The organism is Pseudomonas sp. HP_08, from assembly GCF_055284095.1.
In genome coordinates, this window is the sequence record NZ_JBTOQC010000008.1 from 92,694 (window position 1) to 116,643 (window position 23,950).

Consider the following 23,950-nt stretch of genomic DNA (forward strand, 5'->3'; position numbering starts at 1 on the left):
CATGAGTTTTTACAGGCGCCTATCCTGCATAGGTCTGACCTATGCAGGAGTATGAATCATGCGCACAGTCTCTATCTTCAAAAACGGCAGTAATCAGGCCATTCGCCTGCCTGCCGACATGGCCTATGAGGGCATTGGCGAGCTGGAAATCACTCGTGTAGGCGATACCATCACCTTGCGCCCAGCGCGGCCTGACTGGTTATCTCTCGCTAAACAACCCAAAGCGGATGAGGATTTTCTACAGGAGCGTCCTGCCGTTGTCAGCGATGAAGGCAGGTTCAACCTTTGACCACTTACATGCTCGATACCTGCATCTGCTCCTTCATCATGCGTGAGCTTCCCGAGTCTGTTCTACAGCGCTTGGCTGAGCAGGTAGCGCGCAAGAACCGCATTGTCATATCCGCTGTTACCTACGCGGAAATGCGCTACGGGCAGATCGGTAAAAAAGCATCGCCCAGGCATAAAACGCTGGTAGATGATTTTGTAAAGCGCCTCGACGGGATCCTGGCATGGGATCAGAGCGCTGTGGATTCCACGATCATGGTAAAGCGCGCGCTCTCTGACGCGGGATTGTCGATCGGTGATAACGACACGGCGATTGCAGGGCACGCCATCGCCGCAGGTTGCAAGCTGGTGACAAATAATGTTCGTGAGTTCAGTCGAGTTCCTGGGCTCGACTATGAGGATTGGGTCTGATTTAACGTGGGGTTTGCTTCAACGGGAAAATTGAAGCCGGCAGCTCTATCTGATGAAGGAGCTGCACCCATGCATACCGATAATCCATCCAGAACCCGTACCCTCGCGCATCGTCGCCTGCATTTCTCTCGTGACCAGCAACCCTGTCCGGTTTACATCGTCTCGACGTAAGCGACGCATCGCCTGACTAAACGGGATCGGATTGCGCGGTTGCATGCCATGGTGATGCCCGGTATGGTTCGCCAGTCGCTGTAAATCCAGCGAACGGGCTTGGAAACCCGAATAGACAGAGGCGCAACAGCGCCCAGACCACGACTGCAGGCGCTTTTTTTGTGCCCGCAGCTCCGTGTTATGGCGGCTGTGTGTGGGAGGCTTCGTGCCTGCCGGTTTCCTTTGTCACCGGTTTTCCAACCTGCACACGGCTGCCACCCATTCGCTTGGAAACGAACGTGGCAGCTCTATCTGACGAAGGAGCTAACCCCATGCACACCCGCAATCCGTCCAGACCCCGCGCCCTCGCGCATCGCCGCCTGCATCACTCCCGTGCCCTGGAATCCTGTCCGGGTTACATCGCTTCGACGTAACCCACGCATCTCCTGAAAAAACGGGATCGCGGCCGCCCTTGAAGGTGGCCGCGACAGTGATCTGTATTCCAGGGCCACAGGGCCGGCGGAAAAAATAATGAACATTAAAAACGGCGCACCGGCGCCAACGGGTTCGGCTTGCCTGAAAAAAGCCATCGAGCTGTTTTTTGTCGTGCATCCCAAGGTGGCCAAGCCGCTGCTGGGGCCCTTTCTGACGGCCGCTGATGCCGAGTGCGGGCGCTTGGTGATTCGCAGTAAAGGTGCTTTTGTCGAAGCCCGAACGGTCGTCTCGATCGAACACTTCATTAATGGGCATGCGGTGAACAATGGGCAGGTTTGCCGGGTGCTGTTGGGGATTTCGGCGCCTGGGAGACCAGCATGAGTCAGTCCATCGAGTCATTGCCTGAGCTGTCTCCGCGTCCTGATTACGCCATCGATCACACCGGCAAGCAGCGCGGAAAAATGACCGCCATTGCCTGGTATCGCGCAAGCACCATGGGCAAAGGTGCGTTGTGGTTGTGTCGCTGCGAGTGTGGGTTGTTTGAGTTTCGGCGGCCTGGGACTTGGGAAACCCGACCACATCCTGACGACATGTGCGATGTGTGTTTGCGGGCAAAAGGGCCTAATTCCAAAGTCACCGCTCAAGCCCGATTCCAGCAATGGACGGATGGATTGCGCAGTCTTGGGCTTACGGAAAACGAAATAACCCAGATCACCGTGTCGGGCAAAGCGATAGAAACCCGAGGCAAGACCGCCGCTGAAATCCGCGAGCAGCTCGCCAAGGGGCGGCCATGAAAATTGCCACGGTGTTGTTTCGTGACGCGCTGCAATCGGTCTATGGCCCGCTCGACTGGCTGCCCGTAGGCGATGGCGAGATTCATCGCTTTCATGTGCCGGGCGATAAACCAGGCCGGCTCAATGGCTGGTATGTGTTGTTCATCGATGCCATCGCTGCCGGTGCGTTTGGCAGCTGGAAAACGGGCAACACTCACACCTGGTGCAGCCGGCAACCACAGAATCAGCAGGAAGCCGAACAGATACGTGAACACATAGCGCAGGCGCGGCGTCGACGTGAAACCGAGCGTCTGCGTTGCCAGCAACAGGCTGCCGAGGTGGCGCTGTGTTGGTGGCGTAAAGCGTGCGGTGCCGATCCCGAGCATGCTTATCTGGTGGCCAAGCAGATCGATCCATACACCCTTCGTCAGCGCGGCGATGAACTGCTTGTCCCGCTGTACGCCAACGGGCAACTGGTGAATCTGCAACGTATTGGACCGGACGGTTCCAAACGCTTCCTTAGCGGCGGCAAGGTACAAGGCTGCTATTCGCCAATCGGCACCGTCAGTCCCGATCAACCGCTGTGCATCTGTGAAGGCTGGGCCACCGCTGCCACGTTGCATCAAAGCGGCTACAGCGTTGCCGCCGCCATGAATGCCGGCAATCTCAAGCCGGTGGCGCTGGCACTGCGCGCCCGGTATCCCGATCTGCAACTCATCATCGCCGGCGACGATGATCGACAAACCAAAGGCAACCCTGGCCGCACCTTCGCCAATGCCGCCGCCATCGCGGCCGGTGCATTGGTGACCTTTCCCGGCTGGCCTGCCGAGGCGCCGCTGGAGCTGACCGATTACAACGATCTTGTTATGTGGAGGCGCGCCCATGGCCTCGCCTGAATTTCCCGTCCATTTGAGCCCCAATGCGCCCGAAGTAGTGCCTGATCGCCCTTGTTGGGCGGTGTACGAGCACTGGGTCAGCAACGAGAAAGGCCGACGCCTCAAACCCGGTGTGTACTGGCATGGCTATAAGCGTTTGCTCGGCGATGATGAGTCAGATGACGAAGACAGCCGCACCATCGTCGATGAATGGATTTCCACTCCTGTCACCGTCATGGCGCGCACCACCAACAGCGACGACGACAGTTATGGTCGCCTGTTACGCCTGCTGACCGACGACGGTGCAAAGGAACTGATTGTTGCCATGGAGGTGTTCGGCGGCAGCGGTGAAGACGTTCGTCGTCAGTTGTTCGGCATGGGCGCGATCATCGCCATCAAGAAGCGCGGCCCGTTCATGGAGTACCTGCTCGACCAGAAGCCGATCCAGGTGTTTGCCACCACCTGCCGACCGGGCTGGCATGAATCGGGCGCGTTTGTGTTGCCCGGCCGCACTATTGGCAGCGATAAAGTGCGCTACCAGAGCAGCGGCAAAACTCAATTACTGTTCAGTCGGCGCGGCAGTCTGGCGGGTTGGCAGGCCGAAGTCGCTGCTCGATGCGCAGGCAATCCGGTGCTGACCCTGGCCATCGGTTGCGCGCTGGCCGGGCCGCTTTTGAGTCTGGTGGGCGTGCTTGGCGGCGGTGTGCATCTGGTCGGCGACAGCTCCAGCGGCAAGTCGCTGGCGCAACTGGTGGGCTCTTCGGTGTGGGGCGATCCGGGCGTGTTCGCGGTGTCGTGGGACATGACCAAGGGCGGTCTGGAAATCGAAGCGTCGAGTCGCAACGACACGATGCTGCCACTGGATGAGATCAAACGTGCCGATCCCAAGCGGGTGCAGGAAATGGCCTATGCGCTGGCCAACGGGCAAGGCAAAGGCACGATGACCCGCGACCGTGAAGCGCGGGACAAACTGAGCTGGCGTTTGTTGTCTCTCTCCAGCGGTGAGCGCTCCTTGTCCGAACATGCCGCCATTGGCGGTAACAGCGCTCATGCCGGCGCCGAGCTGCGTATGGTCGACGTCAACGCCGGCACCCGTACACATCGCGCTTTTGATGAGTTGCATGGGCTGGCCGGTGCTGATTTTCATCGTCTGTTGACCGTCGCCGTGGCGGCCCACCATGGACATATCGGCCCGGCTTTCGTCGAGCATCTGCTGGCCAGCGACGACAGGCCTGCATTGCTGGAAAACTTCGCAGAAGTCCGTAGCCGATTCGTTGAAGACAACGCGCAAGCCGGACGCATAGCGGATCGCTTTGCCGTGATTGCCCTGGCCGGGGAAATGGCGATCACCTATGCGTTGTTGCCTTGGCCACCGGGCAGTGCACTGGAGGACTGCCTTTTACTCTTCAGGGAATGGCAGTTGCGCATGGGCAGCGGCAACGCCGAAGACCGGCAAATCCTCGCCGGCATTTCGGACTTCATCGACAAGCACGGCAGCAGCCGCTTCTCGGACATCGCCGAAGACACGACTGACAACAAGGTGCACAATCGGGCCGGCTACTGGGAACTGCTGGATGGCAAGCGCCTGTACCTGTTCAACAAGCCGGCGTTGATCGAGGCGGCGAATGGGTACGGTTTGAGTCGGGTTATCAAGGCGCTGGAAGGCGCCGATGTGTTGGCCAGACGCGACGCCGACCGTAAGCGCAGCACCAAGAATTACCGCTTGCCGGGTGGCGGTCAGGCGCGCTTGTACGTCATCGACCCCAATGGACTGGAGGTCGAGAGCGCCTGAATAGAGCGGTAAAAGAGACAACGCTACGATCGGGTTAGCAGGCGTTGCCACAAAAAACCGTGTGGCAACGAGATGGCAACATAAAAACCGGCTAGAGGCCCCGTATTCCGTGGTTGTTGCCACCGTTGCCACTGTTGCCACCGTTTTTTCGATTACAGGAACCTGTGCTGTGAGGTGTTTCGGTAACCCGGCCGTTGTGATTACGGCCCGCTAAAAAGGCAAGTGGCAGGTTCGCCATGACGGGTCAGATGCCTAAAGGTAGGCCGGATCGAAAAAGCATGATTTCACAGGAACCTGAAATCGGTGGCAACGGTGGCAACAGTGGCAACGCCCAACAACGACGGGCCTCTCAGGCGTTGCCACCCGATAAAGGAAGTGGCAACAGTGGCAACACAAACACGTTTTTGAATGAAGGTTAGGCGCCCCATGCCGTCTTTCGCTTCGACAAGAAGACGGCGCCTGTCCAGGATCCGTATTGACTGTGCAGCGCATGCCCAAGGTTTCAGTTGGATATTACGACTGCCGGGTAATCATTCCGCCGTCAATGCGAAGCGAGTTCTTGAAAGAATTGAGGGTTGGTCTGAATGGTTGCCAGGACCTTTGCAGCCAGCCCGGTCGGGTTACGTCTGCCGGTCTCCCAGCTTTTTATAGTGTCCACGCTGGTACCCAGCACTTTCGCCATTTCGTCTTGCGTGACATTGAGCTGTGCACGGATTGCCTTGACGTCGGTCAACTCAAAGCGCGTGACGCGGGCAGGCGCTGTGACGCCATTTTTAATCTCGACGGCTTCTTCAAGAGAGGCTTTCAGCTCATCAAAAAAATTCATGCGACACCTCATCTTTCAGTCGTTTTGTCAGGTCTTTCAACACTGCTTTTTCAGCCTCTGTCAGGCTGTCTTTGCTGCTTTTCGGATAGGCCATCACCAGGTAGATAACCTCGGCAGTGGCGAGAAAGTAAATAACTCGCGCGCTACCACTTTTTCCCTGAGATCCGCTCGCCATCCTGATTTTGCGCAGTCCTCCCGTATGTTTGATCAGCTCGCCTTTGTCAGGTGATTCGATCAGCGTTCCAGGCTTATGCCGCACGACAACTGCACATCACACCGCCGCGTTTGAGTGCCCTGTGACCGCGGAAAAGCACGGCCAGAGCGGTCCACACGCTTTTATAGCTAGATATCTAGCTATCTAAATAAATTGATTTTCTCTATAAACAACGGTTTTAGATCGCCAATAATATGGCGCCATATCTCCGGTGCATTTCCGTTCATCCAGAAGAAAACGGCAAGTAGTATCAAATTATTGACACTGTCATACTGATATTACACATTAGCAACTAATGCTTTCTTACAGGGTCTGCAACCCTCAGCCCCTTTTAAGAGGTCAACCGTATGCACCGTGCCGATGACATTGCCGGGTTATTCCAGAACCTTGATGCAAGTACTGACGCTTATCTGGAAATCGACACTCACTTTGACTACAAAGAGCCGCCCGTCGCGCCTTTGCGATCAGTGCCTGTGGCTGTGTCTGAGCCTGTGCAATCCGTGGCCGAGGTGTTGCCTCTGGACGTTGCGCCTGTCTCGCTGACGAAACACCCCATCGAAACGCCCGTTGCAATGCCAGAGCAGCCTCCAGCGCCTGCCGTAAAAACCGAGCACGTGCCCTCCCGCTCGATACCGGCGCCGTTGCGCTCGTTGCTGGCTGAGGTGGCCAAGGCCCGTCAGGCCGAAGCCGAAGCCCGCAACAACGAAGCCTTGCAGCAGTCGTTGTCCAAGACCGCGCCGCCGGCCATTCAGGCCCGCGTGATTGCTGTGGTGTCGGCCAAGGGCGGGGTTGGCAAGAGCACGCTGTGCGCCGCGCTGACCCGGACCGTGGCGTTGCCCGGCGGGCGCAGTATCGCCGTGGAGCTCGACCCTCAGGATTGCCTGCGTCATCACCTCGATGCCAGCCCCGATGTGGCCGGCCTGGCCCCGGGCAGTCTGCGGGGTGAAAGCTGGAATGAGCTGCTGCTGACAGGCTCCGGCAATACTCAGGTGCTGCCTTATGGCGCGTTGATCGCCGGCGAGCGCAGCACGCTGGAGCAGTACCTTGATCATGACCCGCATTGGCTGGCCCGGCAGATCGAGCGCATGCAGCTCACGGCGCGGGATGTGCTGGTGCTGGACGTTGCATCCGGCCCTTCGCGTTACCTGGACCAGGCGCTGAACGTGGCCAGCCACGTGTTGGTCGTGCTCGATACGGAAGCGGCTGGCTACCTGACGCTGGACGCGATGGAGCGCGCACTGGAACCGCTGGCCAGGCGCCGTCAGCCGCCTGCCTGTCATTACGTGGCCAACCGTTTCGATGTGTCGCGCGCGTTCAGTAGCGATATGTATGAAGTGCTGCGTCGCCGTCTGGGCGAGCGACTGGTGGGCCGGGTACGCCTCGATCAGACCATCGCCGAGGCGCTGGCCTACGGTACTGATCCGTTGCAGGCCCAAAGGCCGACCGCGGGCGTACAGGACCTGCTTGACCTGGGCAGTCGGCTCACGCTGCAGCTCATGGCAGAGCATGGACAAGAGACACGTGAGTCGTCTATTTCATGAATGCCCCTTTACCCGAAGTGCCCCCGCTGCGGGCGCCCCTGAAATCGCGCCTGCAGGGTTTGCATGATCGCGTCTATAACCGCTCCCCGGTTGCGCTCAAGAGCCTGAAGCTGGCCGCCATGCTGCTGGGCATGCTGTTGTTTTTCTTCATCGTCTCGGTGCCCTTTGACCTGCTGACCCAAAGCGCCTTCGGTGTCATGTGCTTTGCCGCCGCCGTGTGCCTGCGCCGGTCTGCCAACCGCCTGGCGATTCTGGCGATGATTGTGTTGTCGCTGATCATGTCGCTGCGCTACATGTACTGGCGCATCACCTCCACGCTGGGCTTCGAGAACGGCGTCGACATGCTGTTTGGCACCGGCCTGTTGCTGGCCGAGCTGTATGCCCTGGTGGTGCTGGTGTGCGGTTACCTGCAGACCTGTTGGCCGCTGCGCCGGGATCCGGTGCTGATGCAGGGCTCACCGGACACCTGGCCTGTGGTGGATGTGTTCATTCCGACCTACAACGAATCGCTGTCGATCGTGAAGCTGACCCTCTTTGCAGCGCAAGCCATCGACTGGCCGCGCGAAAAGCTGCGCGTGCACCTGCTCGATGATGGCAAGCGTGAAGAGTTTCGCGAGTTCTGCGAGCAGATCGGGGTGAATTATCTGACCCGCGACAACAATGATCACGCCAAGGCCGGCAACCTCAACGAAGCGCTGAAGGTCACCGACGGCGAGTACATCACGATCTTCGACGCCGACCACGTGCCGACCCGTTCCTTTCTGCAGTTGTGCATGGGCTGGTTCATCAAGGACTCCAAGCTGTCGATGTTGCAGACGCCGCACTTTTTCTTTTCGCCCGACCCGTTCGAAAAGAACCTCGACACCTTTCGCAGCGTGCCCAACGAAGGCGAGTTGTTCTATGGCGTGGTGCAGGACGGCAACGACCTGTGGAACGCGGCGTTTTTCTGTGGCTCGTGCGCGGTCATCCGGCGCACGGCACTGGAAGAAATTGGCGGTGTGGCCACCGAGACCGTCACTGAGGACGCGCACACCGCGCTCAAGCTCAGCCGGGCCGGTTACAACACTGCTTACCTGGCCATTCCTCAGGCGGCAGGTCTGGCCACCGAAAGCCTGTCACGGCACATCCGCCAGCGGGTGCGCTGGGCACGCGGCATGGCGCAGATCTTTCGTACCGACAACCCGCTGCTGGGCAAGGGCCTGACGCTGGGTCAGCGATTCTGCTACCTCAATGCCATGCTGCACTTTTTCTATGGCCTGCCGCGCCTGGTGTTTCTGACCGCGCCCCTGGCTTTTCTGTTTTTCGATGCGCGAATCTTTCAGGCCTCGGCGCTGATGATCACGGTGTATGTGCTGCCGCACATTTTGCACTCCAACATCACCAACTCGACCATGCAGGGGCGCTTTCGCCATTCGTTCTGGAACGAGGTCTACGAGACGGTCCTGGCCTGGTACATCATGGGGCCGGTGCTCATGGCGCTGATCAACCCGAAATTCGGTGGCTTCAACGTCACCGACAAGGGCGGGATCATCGATAAAAAGTTTTTCGAGTGGCGCCTGGCGCGTCCTTACATCGTGCTGCTGGGTCTGAACCTGACCGGCCTGGTGATCGGCATCGGCATGCTGATCGAAGGCAGCAACGAAGAGGGCGCGATGGTCACGGTGCTGATCAACCTGGCCTGGACGGTCTACAACATCATCATCACCGGCGCCGCCGTGGCGGTGGCCAGCGAAACCCGTCAGGTACGCCGCGAGCCGCGTGTGGCCGCCAGCCTGCCGATGCGCCTGGAACGCGCCGACGGCAGCGTGATGGACGCTGTGACCCTGGACTTCTCGCAAAAGGGCCTGGGCTTCAGGTTGCCTGAAGGACAAAGCATCGAACGCGGCGAAGCGCTGCACGTGGTGCTGTTTCGCAAAGACACGCTCAGCCGGTTTCCGGCCACCGTGGTTTTCAGCCATGGCTCGATGGCCGGTGTGCAGTTCGATCACCTGACCCTGCGTCAGCAGAGCGAGCTGGTACGCCTGACCTTTTCGCGGGCCGACACCTGGGCTGCGACCTGGGGCCGCGGAACCATCGATACACCCCTCAAAGCAATGCGTGAAGTCTGCGGCATCAGCCTGCGGGGTGTCAGCGAGCTGCTCAACGCTACCCGCCAGGCCTGGCGCGCCCGACGTACACCGGCACCGGCTCCCGACTCTGTTATGGAAAAATAATGATCTGCAAATCGATGGAAAGCCGCCAAGCGGGTAATGCCTCACGCTGCCTTGCAGCCTTTGTGTCGTCGCTGTTGCTGCTGGGCGTCAGCCCTTCAGGCATGGCCGCGCCGGTCGCGCCGCCCGTTGCCCCGCCCGTCGTCGCCCCGCCAGAGGCGAGCGTGCCGGGCAGCGGGGTAAGCGTCACCCTCAAGCAACTGGGGCGCAATTACCCGATGGTGCTGCGCGGCATCGATTCCAACGACACGGTCAACTTCAATGTGCGTGCCGACCAGGTGGTGACCGGTGCGCGCCTGACCCTGGAGTACAGCTATTCGCCGTCGCTGCTGGCGGACCTGTCGCAGATCAACGTACTGGTCAACGACGAAGTTGCCGCCAGCCTGCCGTTGCCCAAGGACGGTGCCGGAAAGCCGCAGACCCAGACGGTCGACATCCCGGCGCAAATGATCACCGAGTTCAACCGCCTGAGCCTGCAGTTCATCGGTCACTACACGATGAGTTGCGAAGACCCGCAGCATTCCAGCCTGTGGGCGCGGATCAACAACGACACGCGCCTGGACCTTCAGGTGTCGCCGTTCATTCTGCCCAACGACCTGGCGATTCTGCCGCTGCCGTTTTTTGATCGCCGCGACGACCGTGACGTAATGCTGCCGGTGGTTCTGGGCAGCGCGCCCGATAACACCACCCTTGAAGCGGCCGGTGCGCTGGCGTCCTGGATCGGCGCGGCCAAGAGCCATTCGCGAATCGCGACCTTCCCGGCGCATTTCGACGATCTGCCTGCCAAGGGCAACGCACTGGTGCTGCTCAAGGGCACCGGGCCTCTGCAACTGGGCAGCTTGTCGATGCCGGCGGCCAAGGGGCCGACCCTGACGATGATGGCCCATCCGAACGACCCCGACAGCAAGCTGCTGGTCATCACCGGGCGGGACTCGGCCGAGCTCAAGCAGGCGGTCAATGCACTGGTGGTCGGCAGCCAAAGCCTGGTCGGCAGCAGCGTGCAGGTCGAGCGGGTCGAGGTGCTCAAGCCTCGCAAACCGTACGATGCGCCGAACTGGCTGCCCAGCGACCGTCCGGTCAAGCTCGGTGAACTGATCGCGACCAGCAAGCTGGATGTGGCCGGCTACGCGCCGGGCGAAATCACGGTGCCGCTGAACCTGCCGCCGGACCTGTTCAACTGGCGTGAAGACGGCGTGCCGTTGCAGCTCAAGTACCGCTATACGCCGCAGCAGCGTTCCAATAACTCCTCGATCATCGTCAGCCTCAACGACAGCCTGATCAAGGCCGAGTCACTGCCGTCGGTTGATAAGCTCGACCGCTCGATCGTGGCCAGGCTGACCGGCGAAAACGACACGATCAGCCGTGAAATGAAGATGTACCTGCCGCTCAACGCAGCCGCCCTGCAATCGCGCCTGCAGCTGCGCTACATGTTCGACTACATCAAGCAGGGCGAATGTGGCGACATCATCATCGACAACATGCGCGGCAGCATCGACCCGGAGTCGACCCTGGACCTGAGCGGTTACAACCACTTCATGGCCATGCCGAACCTGGGCGTGTTCAAGGATTCCGGTTTCCCGTTCACCCGCATGGCCGACCTGTCGCAGACCGCTGTGGTGCTGCCGGACAACGCCAGTGCTGAAGACATCAGCGCTTACCTGAGCGTGCTGGGCCGTTTCGGCGGCTCGACCGGGTACCCTGCGACCGGCGTCGCGGTGATTCAGGCCGCGCAGATCGGCAGCGCCGCCGACAAGGACATTCTGGTCTTGTCATCGGGCACCGATCAGCCGTTGCTCAAGCAGTGGGCCGATCGCTTGCCAATGGCCGGCGATGGCCAGCAGCGCAGCTTTGAGGTTTCGGACCTGGCCTTTCGCTTGCGCGACTGGATGAGCCCGGACCCGGATGAAAACCAGCGGCGTGCGCGTATGGCCATTGCGTTCTCCAGCAACACACAAAGCACCTTTTTGACCGGTTTCGAATCGCCCTTGCACAAAGGCCGCAGTGTGGTATTAATGTCCAGTGGCCAGCCATCTGGCCTGACCGATGTGACCCGCGCGCTGGACACCAGCGACAAAGTGCAGGGCAGTCTGGTCGTGGTGCGCGGCAATTCGGTCGAGGCTCTGGTGGCCGAGCAGCAGTACTTTGTCGGTGAACTGAACCCGGTCAAGTACGCGCAATGGCTGATGTCGCGCAATGTACTGTTGATGTTGCTAATCCTGGCGGTCTGCGTCGCGCTGGTCAGTGGCCTGGCCTATCTGGCGCTGCGTTCGCTGGCCAAGCGTCGTCTGGGAAACGGATAACCCATGTTGGCTTTACTCATGAACCCGCGTCGTAGTACGCGCTGGCTGGCGGGGTTGTTGATGGCAGCGGTGCTGACACCGCTCACGGCGGCCGAGCGCTGTGACAGCCCGACCTGGCCGCTATGGCAGAACTACGCGCAACGCAATGTCCAGGACGATGGACGCATGCTCGAGTCGAGCATGGAGCCCAATCACAGCACCTCCGAAGGCCAGTCCTATGGCATGGTCTTCGCGCTGGTGGCCAATGACCGCAAGCGCTTCGACGCGTTGTGGTCGTGGACGGTCGCCAACATGATGGGCTCCGACCTCAAGACCCGCCTGCCGGGCTGGTTATGGGGCAAGGGCAAGGATGGCGTGTGGCAGATCCAGGATGACAACTCGGCCTCCGATGCCGATTTGTGGATGGCCTACGCACTGCTTGAAGCAGCGCGCCTCTGGCAGGCCCCTGCTTACCGCGACGATGCCCTGGCTTTGCTCAACACCATTGAAGCGCGACTGGTCGTCGACTTGCCCGGCCTGGGCAAAATGGTGCTGCCCGGCCCTGAAGGCTTTGCGCAGCCCGATCATTTATGGCGCCTGAACCCCAGCTATCTGCCCATTCCCTTGTTGCGCCGCCTGGCCAAAGAGGCGCCGCACGGACCCTGGAAAGAGATCGCCGACAACACCTTAAAGATGATCCAGGCGACCAGTCCGAAGGGCTTTGTGGCAGACTGGCTGGGTTATCGTGGCACCTCGCCCAAAACAGGGCTGTTCGTGGTCGACCCGTCCAAGGGCGAACTGGGCAGTTATGACGCTATTCGCGTTTACCTGTGGGCTGGCATGACCCCTGCATCCGACCCGCTGGCGGCTGCGCTGCTGACACGTCTGGACGGCATGTCGGCCAGCACCGCGTCCAGCGGCGTGCCACCGGAAAAAGTTCAGGTCATGAGCGGCGCAAGCGAGGGCCAAGGGCCTTTTGGTTATTCCGCGGCGTTGTTGCCTTACTTCCAGACCAAGGGACAAACCTGGCTGGTCGAGCAACAACGACGCACGGTTGATCGTGGTATTGCCCGGGTCCTGAAGAACGATCCGCAAGACCGCACGGAACCGGCTTATTACAACTTTATGCTCAGCCTGTTTGCCTTGGGCTGGATTGAACAACGCTATCAGTTCCGCCATGACGGAACCCTTAAATTGTCTTGGGAGACTTCATGCCCGCCAGTCGCCACACGTTAGTTATCGGGCTACTTACAGCAATCGCAGCCAATAACGTTGCCAACGCTGAAACTTCTGCAGTACAGGCCCAGTTGATCGAGCAGGGCCAATACTGGCAAGCGCGTTCGAACGCGGTGCGGGCCGCCGAAATCTGGCAGAAAGTGCTGCAGCAAGACCCCAACCAGGTCGATGCGCTGTATGGCATGGGCTTGATTGGCGTCAACAAGAACCAGCCGCAGCAGGCCCAGAGTTATCTGGCACGACTGCGCGCCCTGACGCCGCCGCCTGCGCAGGCGATCCAGCTGGAGCAGGATATTTCCCTGACCCAGTCGGACAACAAGGCGCTGCTCGAAGAGGCCCGGCGTCTGGCCGATGCCGGTGAGCGCGACAAGGCCACGGCTGCGTTTCGCAAGCTGTTCAATGGCCGTGTGCCGCAGGGCAGTATCGGGCGTGAGTACTACACCAACCTGGGCTTCAGCAACACCGACTGGCCCGAGGCCCGCCAGGGCTTCGAGCGTCTGATCAAGCAAAACCCGAACGACTCGGTGCTGGCGCTGTTTTACGCCAAGCACCTGGCCCGCCGTGAAGACAGCCGCGACGAAGGCATTCGTTCGCTGGCCCGCCTGAGCACCCATCCCGATATCGCCGGTGACGCCGACCAGAGCTGGCGTCTGGCGCTGGTCTGGAGCGGCTCGCCGACGGCGGCCCAGGTGCCGCTGTTCGAAGAGTTTCTCAAGGTCCACCCGGACGATCAGGAAATCCGCGACCAGATGAACAAGGGCCGGCAGCAGCAGGCCGGTGCCGGTGCTTCCGGCTGGCAGCAGGATCCGCAAGTGGCCCGTGGCCTCAAGGCTTTGGAAAAGGGCGATCTGGCCACTGCCGAAGCCGCGTTCAACGAGCGCCTGAAAGCCAAGCCTAACGATGTCGACGCCCTGGGTGGCCTGGGTGTGGTGCGTCAGCAACAGAACCGTCCTGCCGAAGCCGAGCAACTGCTGACCCGCGCCACCCGCCAGACCGGTGGCGAGCGCTGGAAAAGCGCGCTGGAGAATGTCCAGACCTGGACGCAGCTGCAACAGGCTCGCGACCTGCAGGCCAAGGGGCAGGGCAGCAAAGCCCTGGAGGCGGCGGCCCAGGCGGTGCGTCAGAACCCGTCCAGTGTCGATGTGCGCCTGGCCCAGGCCGATATCCAGGCCCAGGCCGGTCAGTTTGAAGCGGCGCATGCCAGCTACCGCCAGGTACTGTCCAGCGACCGGGGCAATGCCCGGGCCATTCGCGGCCTGATCAATGTTCTGGCCCAGAGTGGCCAGGTCAATGAAGCGCTGCGCCTGATCGATACGTTGTCCATCGCCGAACAGGCCAAGATGGGCGACAGCGGCAGCTTCAAGGCGCTGCGTGCCATTCAGGTCGCGCGCCTTGCCGAGCAGCGCGGCGATACGCCGGCGGCCCAGGCCGCCCTGAGAGAGGCGGTCAGCAACGACCCGGACAACGTCTGGACACGTTTCGACCTGGCGCGCCTGTACCTCAAGACCAATGAAGCACCGAAGGCCCGTGCACTGATCGACGACCTGCTCAAGAGCCAGCCGAACAACATCGATGCGCTCTACACCAGCGCCTTGCTGTCGGTGGAAATGGGTCAGTGGAAAGATGCGCAGATGACCTTTGCGCGTATTCCCGTCGACCAGCGCACCCCTGAAATGAAAGCCCTGGCAGACGAAGTCACCATGACCGTGCAGGTCAATCTGGCCGTCAGCATCGCCAAGCGTGGGCAGCGTCAGGAAGCGCTGGTGCTGCTTGATCGACTGCTGCCAGTGGCCAGTGCCACGCCGGAGCGTCAACTGACCCTGGCCAGCGCCTACATCGAAGCCGGTGAAGTCGAGCGCGGCCGCGCCATGGCCCGCACCGCCATCGCGCAGATCCGCTCGCCTTCCACCGATCGCACCCTGCAATACGCCGGCGTGCTGCTGACGGCGGGTGACGATGCACAGGTCAACCTGATCCTGCGCAACCTGCAAAGCCAGACCATGAACGCGCAGACCCGCAAGCGCTACGACGATTTGCTGTACCAGTACCGCATTCGTCAGGCCGACCTGCTGCGTGAAGGCGGCGACCTGACCGCGGCCAACGATACCCTGGCGCCGGCACTGGCCCAGCGTCCCAACGATATTCAGGGCGTGTCGGCGTTTGCCCGCCTGTACACGGCGCGCGGCGACAGTGCCAAGGCGTTCGAACTCTACAAACCCTTGTTGCAGCGTCAGCCAAACGACCCGCAAGTGCTGCTGGGCGCCGCCGATGCTGCCGTCAAGGCCAATGACCGCACCTTTGCCGACAAGGCGCTGGAGCAGTTCCTCAGGCTGGGCCGCTATGACGCGCTGACGCTGACCGAGGCGGCGCGCATCTACGAGAGCATTGGCAAGACCGGCGCCGCTGAAGAATTGCTGCGCAAGGCCGTGTCCATCGAACAGAACGAGAAGCAACGTGCACTGGCCGTTCAGGTCGGTCCGACCGTTTCTCCAGCCGCGACCCCGAACGCTTCTGCCGGCTCTGGCAGTGTGGCGGCCGCCGACGCGATTCCGCTGCCCGCCCAGGCAACGCTTGGCGGCGGCGACGCCGACAGCGCGCTTACCGGCGCACAAAGCGCCCTCAACCGTATTCTTGAGAAGCGCAGCGGCTACGTTACCCAGGGCCTGGCGGTGACCAGCAACAGCGGCAGCGAGGCCGGTCTGGGCAAGCTGACGATGGTCGAGGCGCCACTGGAGATCAATATCCCGCTGGGCGACAACCGCGTGGCGGTGCGTGTCACGCCGGTGACGCTCAATAGCGGCAGTGTGTCGGCCGATGCCGGCAGTCGCTTTGGTGGCGGTTCGACGGGTGATGCAGGTTCCAACCGTGAAACCGGCGTGGGCCTCTCGGTGGGCTTCGAGCGCCCGGCAGAAGGCTTGAAGGCAGACATCGGCACCACGCCGATGGGCTTTCAGTACACCACGGTCGCAGGCGGTGTCAGCGTTGACCGTCCATTGGGCGAAAACCCCAACCTGCGTTACGGCCTGAATGTGTCCAGGCGTCCGGTGACCGACAGCGTGACTTCGTTTGCCGGTTCCAAGGATGACCGCAGCGGCCTGTCGTGGGGCGGTGTGACCGCCAACGGCGGACGTGGCCAGGTCAGCTTCGACAACCAGACCATCGGCGGCTACGGCTACGGTTCCTGGCACAAACTGGTGGGTAATAACGTCAAGGCCAACAGCCGTGGCGAAATCGGCGGTGGCGTCTACTGGTACCTGAACAACACCGATGACAGCAAGCTGACCGCCGGTGTCAGTGTCATGGCCCTGAGCTACGACAACGACCAGAGCTACTTCACCTATGGCCATGGCGGCTATTTCAGCCCGCAAAGCTTCTTTGCCATTGGCATCCCTGTGATGTGGTCGCAGCGTTCCGAGAAATTCAGCTATCAGGTCAAAGGCTCGGTCGGTATCCAGCACTTCAAGCAGGACGGTGCGGAGTACTTCCCGGACGACAGCGAACTGCAAGCCGCTTCCGGCCAGAGTTACGACGGCCAGAGCAAGACCGGCATCGGCTACAGCCTGAGCGCGGCCGGCGAGTACCGCATCGGCGGCAACATGTTCATGGGCGGCAACGTGGCCCTGGACAACGCCCGCGATTATCGCCAGCTCAGCGGTGCCCTGTACGTGCGCTACATGCTCGAGAACCAGACAGGTCCCATGGAGTTGCCGGTCAGTCCTTACAGCTCACCTTATTCCAACTGATATCCGGAGAACTCGATGCCTTCTGTACTTGCCGGCATGACGCTCCTGGTTCTGGGGGAGAGCCACATGAGCCTGGCCGATCATTTGATGGAACCGCTGCATGACAACCTGACCAGACAAGGCGCCATCGTGCATTCGATCGGCGCCTGTGGGGCCAGTGCCGGCGACTGGTTGCTGACCAAGAAAGTCGATTGCGGTGCCGAACAGAAAGGCAACGGCAACATCGTGATCAAGGGCCGCGACGCCACCACCACGCCCATCGGTGAGCTGATCGCCGCTGACAAGCCGGACCTGGTGGTGATCGTGATTGGCGACACCATGGCCTCCTACGACAAGCCTTCGTTTCCCAAGGCGTGGGCCTGGCAGAGTGTCACCAGCCTGACCAAGGCCATTGCCGCCACAGGCACCCGGTGCGCCTGGGTGGGGCCGGCCTGGGGCAAGGTCGGTGGCATGTACCAGAAGAACGATGCGCGCACGCAACTGATGTCGCAGTTTCTGGCAAGCAACGTGGCGCCATGCACCTACATTGACTCGCTGAGCTTCTCCAAGCCGGGTCAGTGGATCACCACTGACGGCCAGCACTTCACCGTGGCCGGTTACAAGTCCTGGGGCACGGCCATTGGCAATGCGCTGGGCCAGTTACCGGCCACCAGTGTCAGCGCTGGCGGGGCCAAAAAATGACCCCTTTGCGTCTGTTGGCCAGTGTCGGTGCAGGCTGGCTGGTGAGCCTTGCCGCGCAGTCCGCCGAGATTGCGCTGTACCCCACAGGGCCCGCCGAGGACTCGGCATTCATCCGTTTTGCCAACGCCACCGCAGCACCGCTGGACGTCATCGCTCAGGAAGGCCAGGCGCCGTTGCGCCTGGCAAGCACTGAGCCGGTGTCGGCGTTTTTCCCGTTGCAGGCCAAGAGTGCCGTCAAGGGCACGCTGGTCAGTGGCGCGCAGAAACTGGCCATGGAGCAGGTCGTGGCTCCCGGCGAGTTCGTGACGGTGGTGGCTTTGCCGCAGGCTGATGGCAGCCTCAAGCAGGTCGCGGTGCGTGAAGAACCGGATGACTTCAATGGCCTGAAGGCCTCGCTGGCGTTTTTCAGCCTCGATGCCGGTTGCCTTGAAGCCAGCCTGCGTCCGGCCGGGCGCACGGCGGACCTGTTCAAGGCGGTGGCCGACGGTACGCTGCAACGCCGCTCGATCAACCCGGTCAAGCTGTCGGTGCAACTGGTCTGCGCCAACACCTCTGTAGGCGAGCCCCTGGATCTGGGCGAGCTCAAGGCGGGCGAACGTTACAGCGTGCTGCTGTTGCCTTCGGCCACTGGCCCGCGCCTGTTGTCGGTTATGGATGCGTTGTCCCACTGATCGGATCGGGCAGTTGTCGTCATGGTCTTTGCCTCCCTTGAGTTTCTCCTGCTGTTTTTGCCGGCGTTCATGCTGGTCTACTCGTTGGGTCGGCCGTCGTGGCGCAACGGCATTCTGCTGATCGGCAGCTGGCTGTTTTATGGTTGGCTGAGCCCGCTGTTCCTGGCGCTGCACATGGTGTTGACCGTGGTGGCGTGGGTCGGCGGCCTGATCGTCGACCGAACCCGCGAAGGCTCAACGGCCCGCATGCGCTGGCTGGTCGGGCTGATCGTGCTCAATGTTGTGGTGCTGTGCTGGTACAAGTACGCCAACATCGTGGCCCTGACCGCCAATGAACTGATGACCCGCTATGGCGCCATGCCGTTCGAGTGGCAGCGGGTGGCGCTGCCGGCGGGCCTGTCGTTCATCGTCTTGCAAGCCATCTCGTACCTGGTCGACGTGCATCGGCATACGGTGCCGGTGGAGCGCAGCTTCATCAATTACGCGACCTACATCTCGATGTTCGGCCACTCGATTGCCGGCCCCATCATTCGTTACGACTGGGTGCGGCGCGAGCTGAACCAGCGTTATTTCAACGGGCAGAACTTCGCCCTCGGCGCGCGGCGCTTCATGATCGGCATGAGCATGAAAGTGCTGGTGGCCGACACCTTGTCGCCCCTGGTGGACGTGGCCTTTCACTTGCCGCAACCGACGCTGGTGGATGCCTGGATCGGCTGCCTGGCGTACTCGCTGCAGCTATTTTTCGATTTCGCCGGCTACAGCGCCATGGCCATCGGTCTGGGCCTGATGCTGGGCTTTCACTTTCCGGAAAACTTCAACCGTCCGTACCTGGCGCGCAGCATTCAGGACTTCTGGCGGCGCTGGCACTTGTCGTTGTCGAGCTGGCTGCGTGATTACCTGTACATCGGCCTGGGCGGTAACCGCTTTGGTACATGGAAAACCTACCGCAACCTGTTCCTGACCATGGCCATCGCCGGGCTCTGGCACGGTGGTGACAGCTGGAACTACCTGCTGTGGGGCGCCGCCCATGGCATCGCGCTGTGCGTCGACCGCGCCTGGTCGCACTCAAGCCTGCCGGCGATTCCAAGGCCGCTGGCGCATGTGTTGACGCTGCTGTTCGTGTGCCTGGCCTGGACGCTGTTCCGCTCGCCGGACTTTCATACCGCCATGACGATGTACGCCGGCCAGTTCGGCCTGCACGGCGTGGCGCTGGGCGATGCCCTGGCCGTGACCTTGCGTCCGGCGCATGGCATGGCCGCGCTGCTGGGCGTGCTGTGCGTGCTGGCGCCGCTGTTGCAGCGCCGCGTTGAGCAGCGTTGGGCGCACAACCCGGTGTTTGTCGCGGGCGCGGCGTTGTGGCCTGTGGCGGGGTTTGTGTTGTCGTTCGCGCTGATCGCCAGCCGCGAGACGGTGCCGTTCCTGTACTTTCAATTCTAAGCTTCCAATTCTAAGGGGCCGGCCATGACCCAATCGTCGAACGTACCGCAGCCGCCCAGTGAACTGGCGCAGCGCATCAGCCCGGTGGCCGGCGTGACCCTGGCCGTCTTTATGGGCATTGGTCTGTTGGCGTGCGGGCTGCTGATGGCCAGCGGCAAGGTGCAATGGCTGCCCGCCAAGGTCGACCGCGATGCGCTGTTGCACGGCGAAGTGACACACGCACTGGCCAAGCAATTGTCAGGCACATTCTTCGCCCAACAGGCGGCCAACCTTGAACGTGGTGCCAGCTGGCTGTTGTTCCAGGACACCGGCCCGCGCGTGCGCCCCGGCTGCTCTGGCTGGCTGTTCCTGACCGATGAGCTGCGCATCAACCGCAATGCCCAGGCCAACGAGCGCAGCAAGGCCCAGGCCGTCATCGACCTCAAGCAGCGGCTGGGCAAGCAGGGCATCGACCTGTGGGTCGTGGTGGTGCCGGACAAGAGCCGCATCGCCGCCAATCAGCTGTGCGGGCTGTACCGGCCAGGGCAGTTGCAGGGGCGTGTCGCCCACTGGAGCGGCATGTTGCAGGCCGCGGCGGTCAACACCCTGGACCTGACGTCTACCCTGCAACCGCTGGGGGATGCAGCCTTCTTGCGCACCGACACGCACTGGAGCGAAACCGGCGCCAGTGCTGCCGCCAACGCGGTGGCCCGGCGCCTCAAGGAAGTGGGGTTTGCCGCCACACCGAACCGCACCTTCGAGACCCGCGTCGCACCATTGGCACCACGCCCCGGCGACCTGGTGCGTCTGGCCGGCCTCGACTGGCTGCCGGTATCGCTGCAACCGCCACCGCAAAGCGTGGCCGAAACCACGATCCGCGAACGGGTCGAAGCGGCCTCGGTGGGCGGTGACAGCCTGGATGATCTGTTCGGCGATGCAGATCTGCCCAACGTCGCACTGATCGGCACCTCGTTCTCGCGCAACTCCGCGTTCGTCGACTTTCTGCAACGGGCGCTGGGCGCGCCGATCGGCAATTTTGCCAAGGACGGGGGCGAGTTTTCAGGGGCGGCGAATGCGTATTTCGCGAGTCCTGCGTTTACTCAAACGCCGCCGAAGGTGCTGATCTGGGAGATACCAGAGCGTGACTTGCAGACGGGGTATGTGCCGGTGGTGATGGGGTTGTAGGGGCGCTTGGCGGTGCGGGGTTATGATCAGGCCGGCAATCGCTCATCATTTGTTTCAGTGCTCAGCACCGGCCAGTGGTCTGTGCTTGGGTAATCAGGTGCATGACCGCAGGGCCCGAAAACCATGTTGGTTGTCATGCATGCGTTAGGCGTCGACCTGACCGCTTGCCCGTACATGCCATGACTCCACAGGTGCCACTCAGACCAAGGCATGCGCCGCTTGTGTGAGCGAAAAACAGTCCCTTTGTGGGAGCGGCTTTGGTGGCACAGGTCCTGTATCCATTTAGTTCGAGAACGAGAGAATCATTTGCTCATGTCGCTCCAGACGCTTGCTACGCGCGTGGCCCAGACGCTGCTCGATGATGTTCTGGCGCATTGAGCCAGCCTTCATGTTCTTGATCCACTGCGGCCCTGGGTAGAGGGTGAATCGATAGTCAATCGGGACGGGCCGACCACGGCCACGCACCTGCGGAAAAATCTCTTCAACCGTAAAGCGCATCAGGTATTGATCTGCCTGCATCCGCTCCAGTTCTTTCCTGATGGCCTGCATGCTGCCCGCCAGACGTACATAATTCAGTCCGGCGGTGATCATTTTCATTTCTTTGGCAGTGAATTGGTAAGGCTGCTCTTCTGAAACATTGGTCAAGATGTAATGAATCCGACGCATCAGCGCCGCCCCTACGAGGCTGTAGTCCTTCAACTGGTTGATGGGATACTGCCGATACGTGACTTGAAGGATCGACTGGACGATCAGGGCATGAAATCTGACACGCCAGATGTCATCGCCATTGTTACCAATCGTCTTGCTCAGATTGTTCCGGTCAAATGACGAAAGGATGGTGTCACGATTATCCAGCGTTAGATCATTACCGTATGAGAGGGTCATTACCGAGCTTGAAAGGACATCCAGCGCCTGGCGAATCTGGGTATAGCTCATGGTACTGCCCATGGCCTTGAGCTGCCGACCCAAGGCATTGACAGTGAACGTGACAAAGTAGGAAGTGTTGCCATTGACCGTCTGCTCTTCAGCCTGGACGATCGCATGATGAATCAGCGCTTGCTCGACCATCTGCTCCTTTACGCCAGGATAGCGGCGCATCGGTTTACTGGTTTTCGTTGGATAGAAAGTGCCCGGGAACAACGTAAGCCTTGCCTGCTGGCTGCCGATTCGAAAATCGACGCTATGGTCGTTTGGGACTTGACCATCCTTGTTGTTCAGGTGCTCGGCGGAAAACTTGGGTATCTGGTCCCACCCAACCAGAACATTACCGTAACGCTTGGCTTGCTCTGTGTTGTTGACCAGAAAGCTACCGAACAGGTCCAAGGCAGCGACCGGCTGATTCGCTGCCGTCACCGGCTTGGTCGGTACAAGTACCACGTCACGGATGCCATACAGCCTTGCCTCTGGCGTACGTAAGGCCGTTGCAGCCGTATTCGTGTCCATCGCGCCCCCACCGGTGCACAGCTTTCAAAGCGCAAAACCGTATAGCCGAATCCTGCACAGCGCAATGGGTCCAAGAGACGGATCACGGGATATCCACGAGATAAATACCGTAATAATCCGCGCTATCAGGTATGTCGATCAGTCTGTAACCCGCAGCCTGCCTGGATTTCTCGTTGTAAACACGTGGAAATAACCCTTCTGATTCATTTCCTCAAATCGATCCTTGAGCAGGTATGGGCAATTGGGCGTCGCTCAGACCCAAGAGATAAAACAGCGAATATTCCTACAGTCCATGTGATACAAGCCCTGCAACCTTCACGCATTGATTAGGAAAGGGCTAATCCGATACCTGGGCCCATGCCGTGTGTGCTTAGTTGGGTTAGCTATAAAAATAAGAGCTTTTTAAAGGAAAGAAATAAAAAGAGAAAAGAAGGGATAGTTAACCTACTGTATTTAATAGAAAAAAACACAGATATCGACTGTTTTATCTCTTGGCTTGTCGCGGTTTTATCTCTTGGTTTCGCGCGATTCTGTCTCGTAGCTCTGAATATTTATCGTGGTTTTATCTCTTGGCTTTTGCATGAATCGAGTGCCGGCTTGTTTTTTTCAGAAGATTAAGCTGCTTTTTGTCTCTTGGCTGTTCGCCATTTTCGACGGTTTTATCTATTGGCTATCGGACCAGGCCTGTGGATAAGCAGGCTTTAATTGATCAAAAAATGATCATCTTTTAATTGCGCGTGTTTTATCTCTTGGCTCCGGAGTAAACGTCCGCCCAACTCACCTTACGTATGTCTGCCCGGCATCCACTGATGCGGTAGCAGCTGCTCGATCTCACTGGCCCTGTCGCCACTGGTGCTGGCGTTAAGTACGTATTTTTTATATAGCTAGATATCTAGCTATATATATTGATGGCCGTCTCAACCACCGCTGCAAACCCCGGATGACGGGGGTTCAGCAGGTAATTGACCTCATGCGGCACCAGCACGCTGGGCACGGCCAAGGCCAGGCTTTGACCGGACTCAAGCCAGTGATCGCCCAGCCAGGCGGTGGTCGCCGGGGCCGGTTCCCGACGCCAGTCTTCGGGCAGGCTGGCGGGTGGCAGGTTGATAATCTGCTCTTGGGCCAACTGCAGTTCGATCATCACAAAGTGACGCATGACCGCGCTGTCGTTCAGGTGCGTAAGCATTTCGAGGCGGGCCAGTGCCTGGCTGCCGGCGCAGTACACGCACGCTCGGCCCTTGCTGTTCCAGCGCCCGCCATGACGGCTGGCGAGTTCGCCATCGAAGGCTTGTTCCAGCCAGCGGCGTTTGACCAGGCGATAGGCGCTGATCACACCATCACTCCGTGTTCCAGGCGACCAATCAGGTCCAGCACGGCCTGGGATTCGGCCGAGGTGATCAGCATGTCCAGCGGGCAGCGCTGGTCCAGGCCCGATACGGGGTGGATCAGCCAGCGTCGCACGGTTTCCACGCGGCCCTCGAACAGGTCCATGGCGGCGGCGTAGATCGAGGCCAGACGAAACAGCCGGTCGCTTTCTTCGACATTGAAGCGCCGTGCTTTCAGGCGCCGCTGCAGAGTGGCCGGGGCGATGGCCAGGTAATCGGCCAGTGTCGAGCGGTTGATGGCGATGGCGTCGGCCAGATGATCGAACACCGCGTAAGGCAGGCCTTCGCGCAGGGCGTTATGCAACTGCACACCACGCGGTGAAAGATTTAGACGCTGCCAGAAATCTTCGGCTGCACTGGCTGTCCGAGGGGAGTCGAGAAGCATGGGGGAATTCCGTT

General features: G+C 60.5%; 20 protein-coding genes. 15 read left to right on the plus strand and 5 right to left on the minus strand.

The genetic code is table 11. The annotated features are described in order from the left end of the window. Positions 1-58: 58 nt before the first annotated feature. The 6 genes from vapB to ACYAS9_RS09110 all read left to right on the plus strand — a co-directional run bounded on the left by vapB (position 59) and on the right by ACYAS9_RS09110 (position 4,721). Positions 59-289: a type II toxin-antitoxin system VapB family antitoxin gene (gene vapB / locus ACYAS9_RS09085; RefSeq protein WP_463567971.1), complete on the plus strand. Its 231-nt coding sequence runs from the start codon at positions 59-61 to the stop codon at positions 287-289. Next, the gene (locus ACYAS9_RS09090; protein ID WP_463567972.1) at positions 286-696 is read left to right on the plus strand and encodes a type II toxin-antitoxin system VapC family toxin; all 411 of its coding nucleotides are present in this window, start codon (positions 286-288) and stop codon (positions 694-696) included. Before vapB ends, ACYAS9_RS09090 begins: the two co-directional genes overlap by 4 nt. Before the next feature lie 681 nt (positions 697-1,377). After that, positions 1,378-1,662, plus strand: coding sequence for a hypothetical protein (locus ACYAS9_RS09095; protein ID WP_463567973.1), 285 nt, complete (start codon positions 1,378-1,380; stop codon positions 1,660-1,662). Continuing rightward, entirely contained in the window at positions 1,659-2,075 is a 417-nt protein-coding gene (locus tag ACYAS9_RS09100; protein ID WP_463567974.1) for a hypothetical protein, read from the plus strand. The genes ACYAS9_RS09095 and ACYAS9_RS09100 overlap by 4 nt, the downstream gene beginning before the upstream one ends. Continuing rightward, the gene (locus ACYAS9_RS09105) at positions 2,072-2,950 is read left to right on the plus strand and encodes a toprim domain-containing protein (protein WP_463567975.1); all 879 of its coding nucleotides are present in this window, start codon (positions 2,072-2,074) and stop codon (positions 2,948-2,950) included. The genes ACYAS9_RS09100 and ACYAS9_RS09105 overlap by 4 nt, the downstream gene beginning before the upstream one ends. Then, positions 2,937-4,721: a DUF927 domain-containing protein gene (locus ACYAS9_RS09110; RefSeq protein WP_463567976.1), complete on the plus strand. Its 1,785-nt coding sequence runs from the start codon at positions 2,937-2,939 to the stop codon at positions 4,719-4,721. Before ACYAS9_RS09105 ends, ACYAS9_RS09110 begins: the two co-directional genes overlap by 14 nt. A gap of 541 nt (positions 4,722-5,262) precedes the next feature. On the opposite strand, the gene nadS is transcribed toward ACYAS9_RS09110, so the two are convergent. Together nadS and ACYAS9_RS09120 are read right to left on the minus strand one after the other, a co-directional pair. After that, positions 5,263-5,547, minus strand: coding sequence for a NadS family protein (gene nadS / locus ACYAS9_RS09115; RefSeq protein ID WP_463567977.1), 285 nt, complete (start codon positions 5,545-5,547; stop codon positions 5,263-5,265). Further along, positions 5,534-5,806 carry a type II toxin-antitoxin system RelE/ParE family toxin gene (locus tag ACYAS9_RS09120; RefSeq protein WP_463567978.1) on the minus strand — a complete coding sequence of 91 codons (273 nt, stop codon included), beginning with the start codon at positions 5,804-5,806 and terminating at the stop codon, positions 5,534-5,536. Before ACYAS9_RS09120 ends, nadS begins: the two co-directional genes overlap by 14 nt. A 302-nt stretch (positions 5,807-6,108) precedes the next feature. Here ACYAS9_RS09120 and bcsQ point away from each other — a divergent pair, with 302 nt between their 5' ends. Genes bcsQ through ACYAS9_RS09165 form a run of 9 tightly spaced genes read left to right on the plus strand, consistent with a single transcriptional unit; the run spans position 6,109 to position 20,723 of the window. Beyond that, the gene (gene bcsQ / locus ACYAS9_RS09125) at positions 6,109-7,302 is read left to right on the plus strand and encodes a cellulose biosynthesis protein BcsQ (RefSeq protein WP_463567979.1); all 1,194 of its coding nucleotides are present in this window, start codon (positions 6,109-6,111) and stop codon (positions 7,300-7,302) included. Beyond that, a complete protein-coding gene (gene bcsA, locus ACYAS9_RS09130) occupies positions 7,299-9,515 on the plus strand; it encodes a UDP-forming cellulose synthase catalytic subunit (protein ID WP_463567980.1) in 2,217 nt (738 codons plus the stop codon). The genes bcsQ and bcsA overlap by 4 nt, the downstream gene beginning before the upstream one ends. After that, positions 9,515-11,812, plus strand: a complete 2,298-nt coding sequence (gene bcsB / locus ACYAS9_RS09135) for a cellulose biosynthesis cyclic di-GMP-binding regulatory protein BcsB (RefSeq protein WP_463567981.1) — start codon at positions 9,515-9,517, stop codon at positions 11,810-11,812. Before bcsA ends, bcsB begins: the two co-directional genes overlap by 1 nt. A 3-nt stretch (positions 11,813-11,815) precedes the next feature. Beyond that, positions 11,816-13,027 (plus strand): cellulose synthase complex periplasmic endoglucanase BcsZ, encoded by a 1,212-nt coding sequence (bcsZ, locus tag ACYAS9_RS09140; protein ID WP_463567982.1) that lies wholly within the window; start codon positions 11,816-11,818, stop codon positions 13,025-13,027. Continuing rightward, entirely contained in the window at positions 13,003-16,770 is a 3,768-nt protein-coding gene (locus tag ACYAS9_RS09145) for a cellulose biosynthesis protein BcsC (protein WP_463567983.1), read from the plus strand. Before bcsZ ends, ACYAS9_RS09145 begins: the two co-directional genes overlap by 25 nt. A gap of 15 nt (positions 16,771-16,785) precedes the next feature. Then, complete coding sequence (locus tag ACYAS9_RS09150; protein WP_463567984.1) at positions 16,786-17,451, plus strand: SGNH/GDSL hydrolase family protein; 666 nt, start codon at positions 16,786-16,788, stop codon at positions 17,449-17,451. After that, complete coding sequence (locus ACYAS9_RS09155; protein ID WP_463567985.1) at positions 17,448-18,122, plus strand: alginate O-acetyltransferase AlgF; 675 nt, start codon at positions 17,448-17,450, stop codon at positions 18,120-18,122. Before ACYAS9_RS09150 ends, ACYAS9_RS09155 begins: the two co-directional genes overlap by 4 nt. Before the next feature lie 21 nt (positions 18,123-18,143). After that, a complete protein-coding gene (locus tag ACYAS9_RS09160; protein WP_463567986.1) occupies positions 18,144-19,559 on the plus strand; it encodes an MBOAT family O-acyltransferase in 1,416 nt (471 codons plus the stop codon). A 24-nt stretch (positions 19,560-19,583) separates the two neighbouring features. After that, positions 19,584-20,723, plus strand: coding sequence for an alginate O-acetyltransferase AlgX-related protein (locus ACYAS9_RS09165; protein ID WP_463567987.1), 1,140 nt, complete (start codon positions 19,584-19,586; stop codon positions 20,721-20,723). A gap of 282 nt (positions 20,724-21,005) precedes the next feature. Here ACYAS9_RS09165 and ACYAS9_RS09170 read toward each other — a convergent pair whose 3' ends face one another. The 3 genes from ACYAS9_RS09170 to parS form a co-directional block, all read right to left on the minus strand. Continuing rightward, entirely contained in the window at positions 21,006-22,166 is a 1,161-nt protein-coding gene (locus ACYAS9_RS09170; protein ID WP_463567988.1) for a hypothetical protein, read from the minus strand. 892 nt (positions 22,167-23,058) lie between these two features. Continuing rightward, a complete protein-coding gene (locus tag ACYAS9_RS09175; protein ID WP_463567989.1) occupies positions 23,059-23,499 on the minus strand; it encodes an RES family NAD+ phosphorylase in 441 nt (146 codons plus the stop codon). Further along, positions 23,496-23,936 carry a type II RES/Xre toxin-antitoxin system antitoxin gene (parS, locus tag ACYAS9_RS09180; RefSeq protein ID WP_463567990.1) on the minus strand — a complete coding sequence of 147 codons (441 nt, stop codon included), beginning with the start codon at positions 23,934-23,936 and terminating at the stop codon, positions 23,496-23,498. The genes ACYAS9_RS09175 and parS overlap by 4 nt, the downstream gene beginning before the upstream one ends. Positions 23,937-23,950 lie beyond the last annotated feature (14 nt).

Bases quoted from the DNA above. Each gene is read 5' to 3' on its own strand.
- vapB (WP_463567971.1), top strand. From the start codon at position 59: ATGCGCACAGTCTCTATCTTCAAAAACGGCAGTAATCAGGCCATTCGC.
- ACYAS9_RS09095 (WP_463567973.1), top strand. From the start codon at position 1,378: ATGAACATTAAAAACGGCGCACCGGCGCCAACGGGTTCGGCTTGCCTG.
- ACYAS9_RS09100 (WP_463567974.1), top strand. From the start codon at position 1,659: ATGAGTCAGTCCATCGAGTCATTGCCTGAGCTGTCTCCGCGTCCTGAT.
- ACYAS9_RS09105 (WP_463567975.1), top strand. From the start codon at position 2,072: ATGAAAATTGCCACGGTGTTGTTTCGTGACGCGCTGCAATCGGTCTAT.
- ACYAS9_RS09110 (WP_463567976.1), top strand. From the start codon at position 2,937: ATGGCCTCGCCTGAATTTCCCGTCCATTTGAGCCCCAATGCGCCCGAA.
- nadS (WP_463567977.1), bottom strand. From the start codon at position 5,547: ATGAATTTTTTTGATGAGCTGAAAGCCTCTCTTGAAGAAGCCGTCGAG.
- bcsQ (WP_463567979.1), top strand. From the start codon at position 6,109: ATGCACCGTGCCGATGACATTGCCGGGTTATTCCAGAACCTTGATGCA.
- bcsA (WP_463567980.1), top strand. From the start codon at position 7,299: ATGAATGCCCCTTTACCCGAAGTGCCCCCGCTGCGGGCGCCCCTGAAA.
- bcsB (WP_463567981.1), top strand. From the start codon at position 9,515: ATGATCTGCAAATCGATGGAAAGCCGCCAAGCGGGTAATGCCTCACGC.
- bcsZ (WP_463567982.1), top strand. From the start codon at position 11,816: ATGTTGGCTTTACTCATGAACCCGCGTCGTAGTACGCGCTGGCTGGCG.
- ACYAS9_RS09145 (WP_463567983.1), top strand. From the start codon at position 13,003: ATGCCCGCCAGTCGCCACACGTTAGTTATCGGGCTACTTACAGCAATC.
- ACYAS9_RS09150 (WP_463567984.1), top strand. From the start codon at position 16,786: ATGCCTTCTGTACTTGCCGGCATGACGCTCCTGGTTCTGGGGGAGAGC.
- ACYAS9_RS09155 (WP_463567985.1), top strand. From the start codon at position 17,448: ATGACCCCTTTGCGTCTGTTGGCCAGTGTCGGTGCAGGCTGGCTGGTG.
- ACYAS9_RS09160 (WP_463567986.1), top strand. From the start codon at position 18,144: ATGGTCTTTGCCTCCCTTGAGTTTCTCCTGCTGTTTTTGCCGGCGTTC.
- ACYAS9_RS09165 (WP_463567987.1), top strand. From the start codon at position 19,584: ATGACCCAATCGTCGAACGTACCGCAGCCGCCCAGTGAACTGGCGCAG.
- ACYAS9_RS09170 (WP_463567988.1), bottom strand. From the start codon at position 22,166: ATGGACACGAATACGGCTGCAACGGCCTTACGTACGCCAGAGGCAAGG.
- parS (WP_463567990.1), bottom strand. From the start codon at position 23,936: ATGCTTCTCGACTCCCCTCGGACAGCCAGTGCAGCCGAAGATTTCTGG.